General features: G+C 37.5%; 2 protein-coding genes. Both read right to left on the reverse strand.

Annotation, left to right across the window (positions count from 1 at the left end):
- Positions 1-33: 33 nt before the first annotated feature.
- A complete protein-coding gene (locus FLA105534_RS02720; RefSeq protein ID WP_173964510.1) occupies positions 34-16,038 on the reverse strand; it encodes a T9SS type B sorting domain-containing protein in 16,005 nt (5,334 codons plus the stop codon).
- A 131-nt stretch (positions 16,039-16,169) separates the two neighbouring features.
- A complete protein-coding gene (locus FLA105534_RS02725; protein WP_173964511.1) occupies positions 16,170-20,348 on the reverse strand; it encodes a PorP/SprF family type IX secretion system membrane protein in 4,179 nt (1,392 codons plus the stop codon).
- Between the last annotated feature and the right edge of the window lies 1 nt (position 20,349).

Below are 20,349 nucleotides of genomic sequence, written 5' to 3' on the forward strand. Positions count from 1 at the left end.
TTTTAGATAACATCATTAGGGGCTCTTATTTTGTTATCTGTATAAAGTGAAATGTCCTACAAACTCACGTGCATCTTTCTCGTCATTCAATTTAAGAACATACCAGTAATCTCCTGAAGGTAATTCGGCACCATTGTATCTACCGTCCCATTTTTGACCATAGTGGTACTTGGCAATTACACGACCGTATCTGTCAAAGATTGAGAATACAAGGTTGTTGTAAATGTTTGTACAACCAGGACCCCAAGTGTCATAAACACCATCTCCGTTTGGAGTGAAGTAATTGTCAAGACAAACATCAACATAAATTGCATGTACTGTTATTGTTGCCGTACATCCGTTTTGGTCTCTTACTATTACTTCATAATCTCCTGTTTTGTAGATTTTGTATTTGTTAGAAGAAGTAAACGGTTCTCCGTTGAAACTGTACTCGTAAGCAGGTGCTCCACCGGCAGCAGTTACCGAAATGATGTTCATTTCTGGTTTTCCTTCAGACTCTCCAAGCGTTAACTTGTCGTAAGCTCTGATTTCAAAACTTGTCGTTGGCACTTTACATCCATTCGTGTGTCTAGCTACAATGTAGTGCTTTCCAGGAGCGATATTGGTAAAGATATTTGCCGCCTGCCAAGGACCTACATCGCTATCAAGAGAATAATCTACTTGCGTAAGATCTGTATTACTAGCATCAACCGTAACGGTTACCATATTCGTTTGTGCGTTGTTCACACAATCGTAATTGGTTTCGGCTATTGGGTCAAGAATTACTGCTTTATCCATGATTACTTCAAGTGTACTGATACAAGTAGCATCTTTAATATATACAGTATGTCTACCACCTTTAAGAGCTACGAAATCATGCTGTGTACCAACAACCGGAATATAAGTTCCATTTTCGTTATCAAGGCTTACACTATACGGTGGTTTACCACCAAAAATTTCTATACTAAACGCTCCATCTATGTCACCATCGCAAATTTCCTGCAAAATTGGTCCTACAATTTTGGCACCTAAAAGAGGTGGTTCTTTAATTTCAAGATTTAAAAGCTGGAAACATGAATTTTCATCCTGAACTAAAACCTGATAAACTCCCGGAGTTAGTCGGTCAAATTCAAATTTATCATCAAACATTCCTAAGTTTGGCGAAATAGCATACTTAATTACTCCCGTTCCTCCGGTTGCTGCAATCGAGATCTTACCATCATTAGAAGCAAAACATGTCGCATCGATTACGGTTGGAATAACGGATAATGGTTGCGCCGGTTCATTGATATTGATTGAAGCAGAATCATACTGACAATCTCCACTATCAACACGTACAACATAAACTCCTTTAGGAAGCAAATCAAAATAACCTGTTGGCTGAGCCGGTCTTACCACAACCCCGTTACCATCAAACAAGGTATACACATAATTAGTCAAACCTCCAATTGCTTCTGCGTCGATAGCCGCTGTTGCACTTCCTTTACAGTAAACAACTGCATTGGTTAAATCTAATTTCAAGATCAATGGCGTTAAGGCATCTATCGTAACATTGTTAGAAATTGAACTTACACATCCTTTAGAGTCTCTCACAAAATATTGGTGATCTCCAACTCCTACAGCAAATGTTGCAGGTAAAGAGCCTAATACAGTTGTAAAATTCTTATCAGAACTATATTCATATGGACCGCTTCCACCTATTGCACTTAATTTAAGTGTAGCAGCTGTTTTACAAGTTATTCCAGTTGCTAATTCCAACGTTGGAATAATTTCTAATGGTTCACCGATGATAACTTCCGCGGTAGTTCCATTACAGTTCAATTGATCTACAATCGTCACAGAATACTTCCCTGCTCCTAATCCTGTAAAGATTGGACTATCCTGAGATGCACTGGAAATAACCGGATTCACTGATAATAGATTTAAGATATATGCATAGTTACTTCCCTGACCTCCTGTTGGAGCTGATACAGTAATTACACCAGTTTTATCTCCATAACACAACAATGTACTTGTAGTAGCTGTTGCTGTTGCTGCTATTGGCGTTGGATTATTCAATGTTACAGTAGTTGTAGCTACACACCCTTTACTGTCCTTAACATTTAAAATGTAAGTCCCAGCCGATAGGTTAGAAAATTCCGACTGATCAGAATATCCTGTGCTAACACCTACTAATTCATATTGGTAACCACCCGGCCATCCGCCATCTGCAGATATGACAATCTTACCGTCATTCCCTGGTATACAAGAAATTGGAGCATGAATTTCAGATATTTTTAATTCTGTTATTGGTTGTTGAATTGAAAAACTAGTTACAACCTCACAGAATGGTGTTTTTGAAAGAACCGCTTTAACATTATATAAACCTGCTTTCAAACCATTAATTGTTGCTTTACCAGTAGCATCACTTGTGCCATCCTTAACTAATGTTCCTGCAACATCTTTAATCTCGTATTTAAATTCTCCAGCATCATTTGTTGGAACCAATAAATTATCGGTTAAAATTAAATCAACACTACCTTCTAATACTCCGTAACATTTAATATTAGTCACATTTTCAGCTGTTAAACGGAATGTATTTGGATCGTTCACAAAATGATCTTTCTTGATAACACATCCTGTTGCTGTATTCTTAACAGAAATCAAATAATGCCCGATTGGTAAATTAGTGAATACACCATTTGTATTTGTTTCACTAAATACGGTTCGGCCCACACCATCAAGCTTGTACTCTAATGGTATTGTAAATGTCACTCCATTGAAATCTTTAACCTTAACTGCAATAGCTTCATTCGTCGCACAAGTTATTGGTGTAATTACAACATCAATTTTGTCCATGCTAGTGAATGGTAGTATCTCAACTTCAGTAGAAGCTCCCATACAACCCTTATTATCAAAAACATTTACTACATATTTTCCTCCTAAGAAATCGCTTTCTGTATATATGTTAGAAGTTCCATCGTAAACTATTTCATTAGCATTACTAGTTTTAACAAACTGGAATCTCGTATAATTTTTAGAACCACCTGTTATTTTAGTTTTATCTACAGTGATTGTTGCATAGATTGTTTTATTATCTGTTGCACAACCATAGTTACTAACAATTGGAGTATCGACAATAATTACAGCCGGTTGACCAACAGTTACGATCATAGGAACCTCACATCCTTTTCCGGAAGTTACAGTAACTGTATAAGTATCTGCCGGAAGATTCGTGAATACGTTACCTACTAAAACCATTCCAACAGGAGATGGGTTAATTTTGTAAGTATAAACTGGGTTATTGTTTACCGTTGTAGTTGGAGTGGCCATGTTTACAGTAACCGTTCCATTACTTTCTCCATTACAAATTACATTGGTTGGTTCTAAGCTAAAAATAATACTCTTATTTGGAATCTCAAATTTAACTTCTACCTCTTTTGTACAACCTGTTCCTGTATCTCTAACAGTAAATGTGTAATTACCCGGAACTAATCCATTAAATATTGGATTAGGATCAAAATTGATTCCATCTTTACTGTACTCGTAACTTGGTGCTACAGTACCTCCGTAAGCTCGTAAGGTTACTTCACCTTGATTTCCTTCACAAATAGGAGTTTCTATAATATCATATTCTAATCTTAATGGTTCCAAAATAGTAACTGTTTGATTCGCCGTACATTTATTTTCATCACGAACATAAACAATATGAGCACCAGAAGATTTCACCACTAAAACCTTATTTCTCCCCCAGCTATTTCCATCTAAGCTATATTCAAGATTTGCATTAAATCCATTAGCAGTTACCGTAATATCATAAGTACCTGTTGTACTTGGACAGTGATTAGGTATTGCCGACACAATAACCGGTGAGGCATCTACAAGAATATTAATATCTTTAAACGTTTCACAACCATGCGAATCTTTAGCCCACACTCTCCATGTGAAGGCTTTGTCTAATTCAGCAGTATCTTCAGTACCATACACTACTGGATCGCCTGCTTTAACAAATGCATACGTATATCCAGCTGTACCTTTAGAAGCAGTAGCTTTTATTTTCGCCAAATCGGTACAATTTGCATTTTTAAGAGTTATATAATCTACTTCTAATCTTTCAGGCTCTGGAACATTTACTGTAATGCTAGCAATACAATCTGTTACATTATCTTTTACATCAATTTTATACGGACCAGCCACTAAATTCGTCAATACAAAAGTATCTGTTCCTACTGGTGTTATAACACCCAATCCTGAAACGCCTGTAATTGTTTGCGTAAATCCTGTGTTGAATCCAGAAACGGTAAAAGTTACTTTTCCGTTAGCATCTCCTTTACAGGCAACTTCTGCATCAACATTTCCGTTTACAGCAATATTTACAAGATCTTTTACTCTGTATACATCCTGATATCTACAGCCATTTTCATCCTTAACCTTAAAAGTATATTCTCCTGGAAGTAATCCCGGGAAACTTGCTGCTACTGCAGAACCTGTGACCGCTATTGGCCCAAACAATGTTGGAGAAGTTGCTGTATTAGTCGCCACGATTCTAAATTCTAAAGCTCCTACTCCATTAGTTGCTTTTACTTGAACCGTACTCACATCTTCACCTGCTTTACAAGTTACCAATGTAGCATTAAAATCTAATTTACTTGGTTTATTTAATGGATTTACTGTAATTGATTTAGGCACTGTTGTACAACCATTTGCATCTTTAACAGCATACCAGATTGTTTGTGCAGATTTAGTGTAATCAATTGTGATCTTATCCGATGTGTCGAACGTTACACCATTATCAAAACTATATAGGTAGCCCAATGTACTTGGCGTAATTGGTGTACCGCCACTTCCTTCCACTGTAATTACAGTATAAGTATTACATGCTGTATTTAATGGGAAAGAAGCCGAGGCCATTAATGGCGTTGGTTCAGTAATTACAATTGCAGGTGTAACTCCAGACGTACAGCCATAACTGTCTGTAACCACCACATTATAAGTACCAGCTCGTAATCCTGTATATAAACCTGTAGCATCTCCCGAATTATTTGCATTTGCACCGCTTAGCGCAAAAGTATAAGGGCGAACACCTCCGGAAGGAGCAACTGTAATAGTTCCTGTATTATCTCCATTACATTTTACATCCACCTTAGTTATTGTAAACGCAGGATCTACAGGACCATCTACTATTATAACATCGCTTGTAACAGAACAAGAATTACTATCGGTAACTCTGAATACGTATCTTCCTATTACGCTAGTTGTATACGGCGAAGTAATACTATTAAACCCTGCGTTATTGATATTTACTTCGTAAGTGTATGCTGGATTTCCATCAGCAGCTGTCAAAGTAAACTGAGCAGCTGTGGTCGCAGGCATCGGAACACAAGTAATTTCTTTATCTTGTACTACCTTGAAAGTTAAAGGTTTGTATACTATTGTTGAAGTTGTACTCGTTGCAATACAACCATTTACGTCTTTAACATACACAGTATAAGACTGTGAAGCCGTTGTAGGAGCCGGTACTGTAAATGTATACGTAGTTCCGCTGCTTTCAAAGTAATTAATTCCATCTATACTAAAACTTAATGGTGCAACACCTGTACCTGTAGCAGTAAACGTGTAGTTTTCATTAGCTATACATTGATTACTAGCTAAAGTTGGAGTTGTAACAGTTGGCGTATCATCTTTAGTAATCGTAATTGTGGTCATCGCAGTACAATTATTTGCGTCTTTGATGTGAACATCTACTAACCATGTCATTCCTAATCCAACTACTACACCATTTGTTAAAGTTGTAGTATCAATAGAGGTTGCAGTAGAATAAGTTCCTGCACCAGCACCGCTTTGTACAATTGAATAGGTATAATTTGGTGTTCCTCCTACAGCTGTCATAGTAAGCTGAGAAACTGGTTGGTTACAATGTACATTACTTGCTACAGCAGTTAGTGATAAAGCTAAAGCTGGCTCAGTAATATCAACTGATTTCGTTACACTACAATGTGTAGTATTGTCTCTAAAAGTTACTTCATAGTGTCCTTTTGCAAGATCTGATAAAGTAAGAACATCACCCACTTTAGTATCTGTAAAAGTTAAGCCTGTTGGAGTTGTTACAATTGAATAAGTAAATGCTCCTGAAGCAAAGAAATCACTTGCTGTAAAAGTTGCACTACCCGTTTTTTCTGTAATACAACCTACGTTAGCCACAACCTTTTCTTGCATTTGTAAAGTTGGCAATGCTAAAATAGTAACAAGTTCTTCGTCTGTACAATTATTGCTATCTGTAATTCTAAATACATAGTCACCCGCTTTCAATCCAGTGTATGTACCACTGGTATCACCGGTAGTATTCATTGTCGTACCAGAAACCATGGTATAAGTTACAGTACCAATACCATTGCTATGATTTATCGTTACATCACTTTCCAGTGCAGGACAAGTCATTTGTGTTTTATTAAATCCTCTAATAACTGGCGGATCTAATGCATCAATTATTTCAGGTCGCATTACGGAAATACAACCGTTAGCATCTTTTACAATTATATTATAAGTGCCACTAATTTTTGTGGTAAAAACACTACTTACAGAGTAGTTAGCTCCGTTATCAAAACTATATTCATAACCTCCTGCACCACCGGTTGCAGTAACAGTTATCTTGGCCTCATTTGGAGTGTTTCCTAAACCACATAACATCTGATCTACTACGACTGAAACAAAAGATACTGGTGTCGGATCAGTTACAGTAGCATTTATTGTTTGAATACAACCTTTACTATCTTTAATATAGTAGGTAACCGTTCCCTCTGCTGCGGTTTGCACAAATTTATTAATCGTTTCAGTTGGTAAAGTTGGTGCAGCACCTTTTTGATAGGTATAAATTCCGGTTCCACCAGTTGCGTTTATTTCAACGCTTCCATTAGCACCAATACATAATGGGTTGATTTCTAATTTTGCAGGAACAATGTTTACCAAAGCATCAATTTTAATAGTTGCTGTAGCAGTACAAGCTCCGTCATTTACCTCAAAAGTATAATTACCAGCATCTAGACCAGTAAATATACCAGTTGTCGCACCCGTAATATTAATCGTAGTACCTGCTGTAATGGTATATGTATAATTTGTATTATCTCCACCTTGGGCTTCAACTGTAACTGTTGCATTTGGTGCAGGAGGGTTACAATCTAATTCTTTCGTAAGCGTTGGAGAAAGAGTTAATATATCTCTTACAACATAAGAAGCAGTAGCAGTACAGCCATTACCATCTCTTACACCGATAGTATAAGTTTTAGCAGCGGTAATGGTAGCTATTGAAGAAGGTAAGTCTACACCATCTAATGTATAAATAGGAGTACCAACTGTTGTAGTAAAATACCTACTTAAGTCTACCGTAAAAATAACTCCTGTAAAGCAAGGAACTGCAGGTCCTGCAACTGCCACTGGAGGCAAATCTTTTCCGATTGATACATCAACTTTTGAAGTACAACCGTTTTTATCTTTTACCCAAATATCCCAGTCGGTACCTGATTCAAAATTAATAATCAAAGGATTAGCAGAAGAATAACCTCCTGTTGGTTCTAGCGCTCCATCGGCAACAAAAGTATATTCATAAGGTTTCGTTCCCCCTGTTGCTTTAACCACTACACGAGCATCTGCATTACAATTATCATTGGTTTGACTAATGACACTCACTGCTACTGGCTGCAATGGCTTTCCTATTTCAAATGTTGTTGCATTTGAACATTCTGTGCCATCCAATTCTAAAGCTTGTAAAGTATAGGAACCACTTGGTAAATTTATAAAAGTATCTGTTATTGAAGTGGTTGATGTTACCACATAATCTCTAAATACTCTTGGTGAAAGTCGTAAATTAGTTAATTGATCTAATACCTCTACACGTAAGTTGTCAACCGAAGGATCATAATTAGAAACCGTAAACTTTATAGAACCATTTGCAACGCTTGGTGTTACATTACAAGAAACATCAGTAGAAACAATACTAGTAAATTGTATTAATGACAATGGAGCTATTGGTACTTCAACAATAGAGAAACATCCATTACTGTCTTCAACCTGAAAGAAATAAGTTTGACCAAATTTTAAACCAGTAAACTGATAAGTTGTAGCTGGAGTAGCAGCAGAAACCGTAGATGCATCTCCATAAATCGAATACTTATAGTTTGGAGCACTCGGTAAAGTAGTATCTAAAAATAAATTTACTGTTGCACCAGCCTTACATGTACCACTTATAACTGGAGGTGCAAATTTAAGGTAAGGATGAGTTGAAATTCTTAATTTACCACTTTTAGCTTCACAACCTTTACTATCTACGATTAATACATGATAATCACCAAACACTAGATTATTTGGAAACACATATGTTCTAGAAGAAGTTGGTGTGCTGGTATGGATAGCAGTATTTGTTTTATCATCAAATAAAGTAAAGATAAAAGGCCCCACACCATCATTTATTCCAGTAATTTCTATACTTCCTGGTATGTCACCATAACATTTTATATCGTTAACTGTAAATGAAGGATCTATCTTATTAGGCTGTCCTATGGTTATTGTTCCCACATCGCGACATCCTCTGGCGTCCTCAACAATATAAGAATGTGGACCTACTGCTAAACCTCCAAAAACATTTGAAAAATCTAATGTACTTCCATCTAAACTATATTTATAAGGTGCTTTTCCTCCTGAGCCTGTAAAAGTCACTGTACCATCGCTATTACCATGACAATTCGCAAGCGTAGTTACTGGGTTTGCGACAATAGTACCTGTAGCCGTTACAGGTAATGCATTTGTTTTTACTGGACAACCTTTACTATCGGTAACTTCAAAACTATAATTTCCCGGTGAAGTAAACGTCTCTGTAAAACTAGTTGTAGCAATACCTGTTACAGGAGCTCCAACAGCTAATGATCCATTATATATTTGGTAACTGTACGGAGCCGTTCCATTTGTAATATTTACCGTAATTTCAGCTGCAGTAGGTACAGAACAAGTAAGATCTTTACCTGGAATGGCGCTTGCAAATATTTGTTTGTCTACTACATAATCTTTAAAATTGGTACAACCATTAGCATCTTTAACACCTAATTTATAAGTACCTGATGCTGTAACGTTATATGTTGTTCCAGGTAATGTTGAACCATTTACCGTAAATTCCAATGGTGCTTTACCAGTTCCAGAAAGTGTAATTGTGAAAGGTGCTGCAAAGCATTGCTGTGCAGGTAAATTTACAACTGCATCTGGATCTTTAGCAATAGGAATTGATAATGATTTCTCGCAACCATTAGCATCTTTTACCCAAGCATACCAAGTTGTAATTGCTGGATCTAAATCTGCAGTATTTGCATTGAAAACATAATCTCCTGCCGCTGGATTTCCGGTAGTACTCCTGAAAGCATAGCTATAAGGTAATTTTCCTCCTCCAGCAGTAACGATAACTTTTGATAAAGCCTGCCCGCAATTGGCATTTTTATTTGATGTTAACGTTAAAGTTACAGGCGAAAGCTCAGTTATAGTAAAGTTTACATCTTTAAAACATGCCGTTAAATCATCTGTAACCTTTAAGGTATACAAACCTTGGGTTAAATTTGTTATATCTACAGTGCTTCCTGTTTTGGTAACTGTCCCCGTACCGGCAGTCAATACTGCGGTGTAAGTACCTGTGTATGCAGAAACAGTGATTTTTGCAGAACCAGTACTTCCTCCATTACAGGCTACATTTACCTGCGATAGTAATGAAGCTGTAATACTAACTTTTGGTTTCACAGTATAAGAATCTGTATCGCTACAGCCATTAGCATCTGTAACTTTGAAAACATAGACACCATCGGCTAATCCAGTGAATTTTCCGTCTGTTGCACCAGTTGCATTATTAGTTGGGCCAGAAACAATTGTATAAGTCAAAGTACCAACACCATTGCTTACCGTTATGTCAACATTACTTTTATCTTCTCCCGGTTTACAAGTAATAAGACTAGCAGTGAATCCAGTAATTTTTGGGCCGTTTAATGCTGCAAAAGTTTGTGATGTTAATGATTGTGTACAGTGATTACTGTCTCTCATTTCCACAGTTACTGTACCAGCAATACTGGTACTATAAGTTGCTGTAGCAGAAAAAGCTCCACCATTAAAACTATATTCGTATCCTGTACCAGTACCACCAGTTGGTAAAGTTACAGTAATGGTTGCTTGCTTTGTTGTATTGTCTGAATTACATGCTAACGGTGTCATGTTTACCGTTGCATTTAATGCTATCGGATCATTCAATGTAATTTGAGCTGAGGCAGTACATCCTTTTGCATCAGTCAAAAGAACATCATAAACTCCCGCATTTAAATTAGCAGTTGATGCTGTAGTTGAAACTGTTACCGATCCTTTTTTAATTGAATAACTAAACGGCGCCAATCCTATTGGATCTGTAATATTAATCACTCCGTTACCTACTCCAATACAAGTTGGTTGTTTTTCATTATGTAAAAATGAAGGTGTAGTTTTTGCCGTAACCGTTATCTTATTTGATAATGCCTGACAATTTGCATTATCAGTAACTCTAAATTGATAATCTCCGGCATTTGCAGTACTAAATGGCGATGTTACTGTAGTCCAAGGCCCTGCAGCATTAAATTGTACTTCGTATTTAGAATAAATATTTGATCCTCCATTAGCTGTAAAAGAAATTTCTGCATTATTGGTACAAGTTAAATCTTTTACTCTTGTGGCCAAAATAGTCAATTCTGGATTAACTACGTATGTTGCTGTTGCAGTACATCCATTAGCATCTTTTGCGACAATAGTATAAGTTCCGCTTGAAGTAATATTATAATTTGTTGGATTACTAACTGACAATCCGTTTACTGTATATGTATGAGTACCTGTTCCAAGATTAAAGAATGTACTAAGATTTATTGCAGTTGTTGAAGGTGCTTTGAAACAGAATGTCGCTGGAGCCGGAGATTTCACTGTTGGCGAAGTCTCCCTAGTAATATCTAGATTAAATGGTCCCGCGGTACAATCATTTTGATCCATTACATATACATCCCAAAATAAATTAGATTGCGTTGCTCCTGTATTGATAGTTGTATTCGTAGTAGAAAAAGCACTTGCAGCTGGTATACCAGCTCCTCTAAGGACATAAGCATATTTATAATTTGGTACACCACCGGTAACACTGACCACAATATTCGAAACAGAATTACCACAGTTTACATTAGATCCTGTAGCTGCAGTAATTGAAATTGCCGTTGCCGGATTAATTGTAACAGATGCTTCATTAGAAAGACATTTTGTTGTCTTATCTCTAACCTGTAATTTGTAAGTACCTGCTCCTAAGCCAGTAACCGTAACTTCATCATTTAATTGCGTAACTGTACCAGAAGCTGGTGTTAATGTATACGTAAAATTACCTGCTGAGCTTGCTCCTGTTACAGTAAATGTTGCTGTACCATTTGTTAGACCAACACATTTAACATCGGTCTTTTTCCCTGAAACAGCAATAGTCGCTGCAGCATCAATAGTAATTGATCCTGAATCTTTACACCCGTTTGCATCTGTTATCTGGAAAGTATAACTTCCTGCAACTAGTCCAGAAAAAATCCCTGTAGAATTAGTAGTTCCTGTACCTGCGCCAGCAGTAATTAAATAAGTAAATGGAGCGATTCCACCTACTTTTGGAGTTACCGTCACACTAGTAGTAGTTTTACCAACCTCGCATGTAATCGCAATCGGAGTACTGATGTTAACCCCTACTGGCGGATTATATGCTGGAATATCGATTGTTTTAGTATCGATACAATCATTAGCATCCTTTACAGAATAAGTAATAGTTTGTACTGTGGTTTTGTTCGTTACTAATAATGTATTTACTCCATTAAAAGTAGTACTACCATTAAAACTATAAGTAAAACCTCCTACTCCACCCGCACCAGAAGTTGTGATTAATGTAGTAGCACTACAAGTTGTATTTGTAGGTATAGAAGCAGACGCTACAACTGCAGGTGGATCTGTTAATGTAACATTGATACTTTTCGTACATTTATTACTGTCTTTTACATAAAAAGTGTAATTACCCGCACTTAATCCCTTAATAATGGATATACCATTATACATAATATTATCTCTACTGTAGGTAAATCCTCCAGAACCTCCTGATGGAAGTAATTCTACACTACCTGTTGAACCACCATTACATTTCGGATTAACATTATTTGACCTTAAAGTTATAGCATCTAAAGGGTCGATAATTGCTTCACTGGTTGTGATACAATTATTAGCATCTTTAATTTGAAATTTATAGTAACCTGAAGTTACAATGCTATAGGTAAATGATGTTCCATTTGCAACCGGTTGTACTAAAGTTCCAGTAGTAGCACCTGAAATAATACTTACTGTGTAAGGTGCTGTTCCTCCCTGAATTGATCCAGAAATTATTGCTCTATTATTTGGTGCAGGATCACAATCAAGTCCTGTTGTAACAGTTGTGCTTGTTAACAACTGTGCTTTTATGGTTATAGTAATTTCGTCTGTGTCACAATCAAAACTATCTTTAACTTTAAATTTATAAGTCCCTTCGTTAGCAGCTTTATAAGTAAAATTAGGCCCATCAAACGTTGGGCTTGGTAAACTTGGAGTACCCCCATTATAGGTAACTGTATAACTATAAGGACCAACTCCTCCTGTTACTTTTACCGTTATATCTGTGCCTGTATTTTTGTCGAAACACTTACTTACCGGTTCAAAATCTGCGGTTGGTCGAACTGCCGCAACAACATTTACTGATGCTAAAACATTCGTTTCGCATTTATTAGCATCTTTAGCTATAACTTTATAGTTTCCTACCGGAATATCAAGAAATTCTCCTGAAGTTTGAAAAGCTCTTACAACTGTTGTTCCATTTGCAGCTCTTAATTCATATTTATAATCCGGAGTTCCATCCGTTGCCTCAGCAGTTATAGTTGCCCCTATCTTACAAGTAGCCGGTTTAGATACCTTTGCAGATACTTTTAATACTTCAGGTGTATTTATATCCTGAGATAAAGGCCAAGTACAACTAGTTGCGATATTTTCATAACGTACTCTTATTTGATAATTCTTACTTAACAATTTGTCAATGGTAACACTACCAGTTGATGCTGCAGGAACGGGTACAACTGTTACCCAGGTAGCACCATCTATAGAATACTGAAATCCTTTTTTTGGATCAAAATTTCGGGCTGTTATCGTAAGTTCACCATTTTTATCTCCAAAACACTTCACATCTACAACCTTTGTGATTTCTGCAGAGAAAGCTTTAGAAGAGTCAATAGTAATATCTTCATCTCTAACAGTTCCACAGGCTTTAGGAATCTGGCGAACCCAAATATCATCCATTACCAAATCATTACCTCCATAATCCGTACTTCCTGAACGAATCTTGAAAGTCAGTTTAGTATTGTTTCCAGGATTCAATGATATAGATTTTTGGATCCATTTATTTCGGTTCACATCGTAAGCATCTTCAGCTATTTTACCTGTATTATCACTTGCAACAACATTTCCTGCAGGATCCACAAGTTCAAATATCACAATTGGAGCAGCTCCAGTTCTACTTCTTCTCAATAAATTGGCAACATACAAATCAATCATTACCGGCTGATTCGGGATAACGTCTACAATGTCTTTACTATATAAAACCCCATAATCTCCTGCAGCTTTACCGATGTTGATCAGCAAGTATCTACCTAACGGATCTGGTGTAGCATTCCCTGCAGTTGTATGGTCTTTAAAATGAAACCAGGCTCCTGTATTATTCGCATTAGGGTCATCATCTCTCCAGAAGAAGTTAGTAACTGAATACTGGTTATCTTCAACTGAACGTGTCGGTGTTCCGTTTAACGAACAGGTATAAGGGGCAAATTCCCTTTGGTCATTAAAACAATAAGTACCTGCAATACCTGGTGTAGTTGTAGTTCCTCCGCTACCAAAATTTTCAATCAATAAGTTACTATAAGTTGAAACGTTTAATACCGTATACTCTACAGTTATCGTATGTTTTCCACCTCCAACATTTGGAAATACATTTGGTGGAGTATTGTTATTTAAAAATCCGTCTATATAATATTTATAACTGTATTTCGTATCCGGCACTCCTCCGTTTACCTCAACAGTACTCGTCGCCGATCCATCGCAATTAAATACCGGGTCTAAAACTTTAATAGAAGGCGGAGCTGGTTTCTGATCTAATGTAATGCCAGGCATATCAAAAACACAGCCCGCAGCATCCTTTATTTTAAAAGTATAAGGCCCTCCCGGATTAATATACGCTTCATTCGAATCCTGCCAAATACCATCTTTAAAACTATATTTATATGGAAATGGTCCTGCGAACGGAATCCCTCCTTGCGGGTTCACAATACGAGCTAAACCTTGAAGTTCGTTTGGAGCAATACCACAGCCTGACAATGCTGCAATACCTGCCGAAGCTGATAAAGGAGTAGCAGCACCAACATTGGTCATAATTGCAGGATCCTGACAATAAGCTCCTCCACTACCACTTACACCAGACTTTTTATATTGTACAACTACATAATAAATTCCTTGTGAAAGATTTGGAAATACATTTGTTGTTACAAAACTGGTTCCATTATTTATACTATATTTAATATCGGTATAACCATTGGGAGCAGTTACATTTATCGTTATACTTCCAAGTTTGCCTGTACAATTTCCGTCTTCTTTTGTAACATTGTAAATCGGTTTATCTACTGCACCTATAGTAATTGCTTTATCAGCAGTACAACCGTTACCGTCTTCGAGACGAACGATATAGTTCCCTGATTTTGCAACTGTAATTTTATTGTCAACATTAGCAACAGGAGTAAATGCTCCCCCATCAATACTTATGGAATAACGGTAGGGAGTTTTTCCTCCACTTGCGGCTCCTGTAATTTCACCAAGACTACAAGCAGATAGAGATCTTGTTACTGTTGAATTATTATTCAATAATTTTGGTGGAGCAACAATAATTATATTATTTTTTGTATCCTTCATACAAGCTGTTCCTACAATAGACGTTTCAAGTGTATATGTTCCTGGAGTCAAACCACTAAAAGTATAATTTGGAACAGTCGTCGCAGGAATCGTTATGTTAGTAGGGCCAGTAAGTTTATAAACATATTGCAAATTAACATCGCTTGCCACCACACGAATACTTCCTAATGCATCAAATTCACCACCGCATTTTGGTGAGTTAATTTGAGTGGAAACCGAAAAATTTGTTGAATTTATTACGATATTCGGTATTTTAAAATCACAAGAACCTGCAACCCCAGCCAATCTTATAAAAACATTATAACTACCCGCTGCTGTTACATTAAAAACATTACTGCTCTGCCATGATGATGGTGGAGAGGAGGTTGTTGTTAAACCATATTCATAACCACTCCCAAAACCATTAACAGTAATTTTTCCATTAATAGTACAACTTGTTCCATATTTAATAATATCATTCTTAGCTATAGCACCCGGATCTAATGTATTTTGATATACATTAAAGTAAAAAGTATATGGCGTTCCAGTGTTGTCTACAATTTTAACTCTAAACTGGCCGGCAGTGCTTGCGACATAATCAGGTGTATTCCCAACTTCAGTCCAACAAGAAGCTGCAGCTGTTTCATTGGCACAATTCGTATTTGAAACATTCAAACAAGATCCTCCCGGATTAAACTTTTCCCAAATAATTGATTGTGCATCTGTTATCCCTGTCTCGATTTTTCGGGTTTCGTTAATACCACAAAGAAATAACTTTGGTAACTGCTTACCATCATTCGGACAAATAGAAACAGTTCCCAGATAAGGTGCCTGAGCATACTTAATCGCAGGATTTACAGGAGGTGCCGCTAATTTATTAGCATTATTATCTGTATTAGTCCTTAAATCTATAGGGATACCAATCTGATCATTTGTTTTTAAGAATATATTCTCATTAAAGTTCTTAGTAAACTTAGAGTTATACGCGATTAAATTTTGCGAGTAGGAGGCAAAATTAAATAACATAGCTAAAACAAAAATCAGCGTTCTTAAAATAGTAGGTTTTTTCATAATCATTTTTTTGTTACTTACATCTTATTCTCTAAGGGGCGTTAGAAAATAAAACAATTCGTATTCTATAACATTTATTACTTTGTCCTTCTTTTTTGCTTAAGAAGGACAAATTTTACTCTTCTTCTGTATTAATTCTCGACTTTCACGATTGCCATTTTCCCGTTGTATGGCTTAGTTCCTTTTGTCTCTAATGCTTTTGTAGCTTCTGACAAACCTTCAAATTTCTCATAATAGATGTAATACTTACTTGTAGTTACATTGTAAAAGAAATTAACATCTGTACGTCCGGCTGCAACTGCTTTAGCCAGGAACTGATCGCGTTTTTCGACACTGCTATGAACAGCAATAATTAAATAATATCCACCATCAGCATTTTTAATATTTTTGATAATCTGCATATTTGACTGGTCTTCACCAAAATCAAAATCGCTTGCTGTCAAAGGTGTACTGCTTAATTTTGTTGTTTCCTTAATACGTTTAAGAGCGGCAACGTCCTGCGCATATCGACCCTGATCATTCTCATAAGCCGCACGCTTAATTCTACGTTTTTTCTCGATTTCAGTCTCGGCTTTAATACGTTCCAAATTAGAAAGTAATGTAGCACTATCCTGTTCCATTTTTAATTGCGCTGCTTTTAACTCATTTATCTTTTCAAGATAAGCTTTGTTTAAAGCATCATTTTTATTCGGGAATTTTTTAAGCCTTTCATTGTATAAATTAGTCAACTTGGCAATTTCATCTTTCTGTGCTTTATTCACTTCAGCAAGTTGAGATTTTAAAGCTTCTAGTTGGCTGTTTTCAGCCGCCACACTTTTAAAAGGTTTTGGCTCTTTATAAATTCCTTTTTCACTTAAATCATTCTCTTCTCTTAAGTCATTTAAGTCTCTTTGTTTACTTGCTACTGTAGAGTTAAACTGAGATAATAAATCCTTTTGTATTTTACTCGCACTTTCAATAGACTGAGATAAATTGTCGATTGCTTTTGCGGTATCATCTTTTGTAGCTGAAGCTGCTTTTGCTAATGCATCTGCATCGGCTTTCGCTTTGGCATCGGCAACTAATTTTGCTTCAAGTGCTTCTTCTGCTAATCTTAGCTGTCTTGTTTCTTCCTCCGCTTTTAATTTCTCCGTAGCTTCCGCATCCGCTTTAGCTCTTTGATCTGCCAGTAACTTAGCTTGTGCAGCTTCCATATCCGCTTTTGCTTTGGCATCAGCAGCTTGTTTTGCCACTAAAGCTTCTGCATCGGCTTTTGCTTTTGCATCGGCAGCTAATTTTGCTTGAAGTGCTATAGCATCTGCTTTCGCTTTGGCATCAGCAGCTAGTTTTGCTTGTAACGCTTCTGCATCAGCTTTGGCTTTAGCATCGGCGGCTAATTTTGCCTGAAGAGCTTCTGCTTCGGCTTTAGCTTTGGCATCTGCGGCTTGTTTTGCTTGTAGGGCTTCTGCATCAGCTTTGGCATTAGCATCAGCAGCTAACTTAGCCTGAAGTGCCTGAGCGTCGGCTTTTGCTTTAGCGTCAGCAGCTAATTTTGCTTGTAAAGCTTCTGCATCAGCTTTAGCTTTAGCATCGGCAGCTTGTTTTGCCTGAAGTGCTTCTGCGTCGGCTTTGGCTTTCGCGTCAGCAGCTAACTTTGCCTGTAGCGCTAGAGCATCTGCTTTCGCTTTCGCGTCTGCAGCTTGTTTAGCCTGAAGTGCTTCTGCGTCAGCTTTAGCTTTAGCATCGGCAGCTTGTTTAGCCAAACGTGCCTCTTCAGCTTCTTGCAATTGTTTCGCTTCTGCGTCAGCTTTTGCTTTGGCAGTTGCTTCAGCATCAGCTTTTACTCTTGCATCAGCAATTAATTTTGCTTGTAAAGCTTCCATATCGGCTTTCGCTTTAGCATCAGCAACTAATTTTGCTTGTAAGGCTTCTGCATCAGCTTTGGCTTTGGCATCAGCAGCTAGTTTTGCTTGTAAGGCTTCTGCATCGGCTTTCGCTTTAGCATCAGCAGCTAATTTTGCTTTTAAGGCTTCTTCATCAGCTTTTGCTTTAGCATCAGCAGCTAATTTTGCTTGTAATGCTTCTGCATCAGCTTTTGCTTTTGCATCAGCAGCTAATTTTGCTTGTAAGGCTTCTGCATCAGCTTTTGCTTTTGCATCAGCAGCTAATTTTGCTTGTAAGGCTTCCGCATCAGCTTTAGCTTTGGCATCGGCAGCTAGTTTTGCTTGTAAGGCTTCTGCATCGGCTTTTGCTTTAGCATCGGCAGCTAGTTTTGCTTGTAAGGCTTCTGCATCAGCTTTAGCTTTGGCATCGGCAGCAATTCTAGCTTGTCTAGCCTCCTGATCCGCTTTTGCTTTTGCATCAGCAGCTAGTTTCTCTTTTAAAGCAGCTTCTTCGGCAGCTTTTGCTTTGGCATCAGCGGCCAGTTTCGCTTTATTAGCAGCATCTATACTTGCTTTTGTTTTGGCGGCAGCGGCAGCGGCAGCTTTTGCTTCTGCAGCCAGTCTTGCCTGAAGTGCATCTGAATCTGCCTTAGCTTTAGCATCTGCAGCTAAAATAGATTGTAGATCTGCAGCTTCTGCTTTCGCTTTGGCATCGGCTTTACGTTTCGCTTCTGCAGCATCCGCTTTCGCTTTCGCATCAGCAGCTAATTTCAGTTGTAAAGCTTCTGCATCAGCTTTGGCTTTATCAGCAGCTAATTTAGCTTTCGCAGCGGCTTCAGCGTCGGCTTTAACTTTATCAGCGGCCAATTGCGCCTGTGTTTTTTGTGGTGCCGGTTTATTGGTAGCAGCCGTTTTTGCTTTTGCAGCAGCTTCTGCATCGGCTTTCGCTTTAGCATCAGCAGCTAATTTCAATTTCATCGCTTCGGCGTCGGCTTTTGCTTTATCAGCAGCCAATTGCGCCTGTGTTTTTTGTGGTGCCGGTTTATTTGCAGCATCTGTTTTTGCTTTTGCAGCAGCTGCAGCATCTGCTTTCGCTTTAGTATCCGCAGCTAATCTGATTCTCAATGCTTCGGCATCAGCTTTTGCTTTATCAGCAGCCAATTGTGCCTGTGTTTTTTGTGGCTCAGGTTTATTAGCAACAGCTGTTTTTGCTTTTGCAGCGGCAGCGGCATCTGCTTTCGCTTTCGCGTCGGCAGCTAACTTAATTTTCAATGCTTCGGCATCAGCTTTAGCTTTGGTATCTGCCAGCAATCTTGCTTTTGCAGCGGCTTCGGCATCGGCTTTTACTTTCTCTGCGGCGGCAAGTCTCACTTTCAGTGCCTCAGCATCTGCTTTCGCTTTAGCTTCGGCAGCTAATTGTGCTTTTGCGGCTCCGTCTACTCTGGTTACAGGAGCAGTTGTTGGCTTAGCCATTACAGGTTTTGGTTTAGCGGGTTCTATTAGAGCTCCCTCTTCGTCATCACCATAGTAATAGTTTTTATTTTTAAATTTATAGGCTATAGTAAATTCATGAGAACCACCCATATTGGTGAAATTTCCCATTCCTTTTTCATAATTGTATTCAAATGCAATACTAGAAGAAATATTAAATCCAAGACCCGCAGAAATACCGTATAAAGTATTGTATCCGGCTTGTGCCCAAACTCCTTTTGGAATTGCGATCATAGCAAGTCCTGAGATTACTGTTTTGTCTTTTTTAACCTCCGTTTTTAAAATTCCTGAGAATTTACTTCTGTCAAAAAAACCATAACTATCAATATAACCGGTATACATTGCATGCAATTCGATTGCTCTTTCCGGATCCTCTTTTACGATTCCGGATCCAAAATTGTAAAGAATCAAATTGTTTACAGATACCCCAAAATCAAGAAAAGCAGTTCCGTAATTTACTCCGGGATTAATAGTCAATAAAGTATTCGAAGGATAATTTCCTCCTGAGATAGTCGAATCATCAGTAATAATTTTACCAGTGTTTAAACTGCTTTGGTAAACACCAACGTTCATACCAAAAGTTAAATTACTGTCCTGTTCTAAAACGATGTTATGCGCAAAGTTTCCGATTCCTCCAAAAACAGTCATTACACCATAATTTTGTTGAAAAAGGCCAAAAGCAAAGGCTTCATTTTCTCTAAAACGACCTGAGTAATTGGCTAAATAGGTGTTTGGCGCATTTTCAAACTGCACCCATTGTCTTTTATTATAAAAACTGGCATAAGCATTTGTTTCACGAACAAAGCTAAAAGCAGGGTTAATTAAGTATCTGTTAAACTTTAAAGAATTTCTGATGGGTAACGAAAACGAAACAACTCCACCCTCAGAAGTAGCCTGAGAATAGAGTGTATTTGAAAAACCGTAAAATAAAGTTATGAATAGTAAAATTTTCTTCATA

It is taken from the genome of Flavobacterium collinsii, assembly GCF_902804485.1.
Classification (GTDB): Bacteria; Bacteroidota; Bacteroidia; order Flavobacteriales; family Flavobacteriaceae; genus Flavobacterium; species Flavobacterium collinsii.

Coding starts and splice junctions, on each gene's coding strand:
- FLA105534_RS02720 (WP_173964510.1), bottom strand. CDS start 16,038: ATGAAAAAACCTACTATTTTAAGAACGCTGATTTTTGTTTTAGCTATG.
- FLA105534_RS02725 (WP_173964511.1), bottom strand. CDS start 20,348: ATGAAGAAAATTTTACTATTCATAACTTTATTTTACGGTTTTTCAAAT.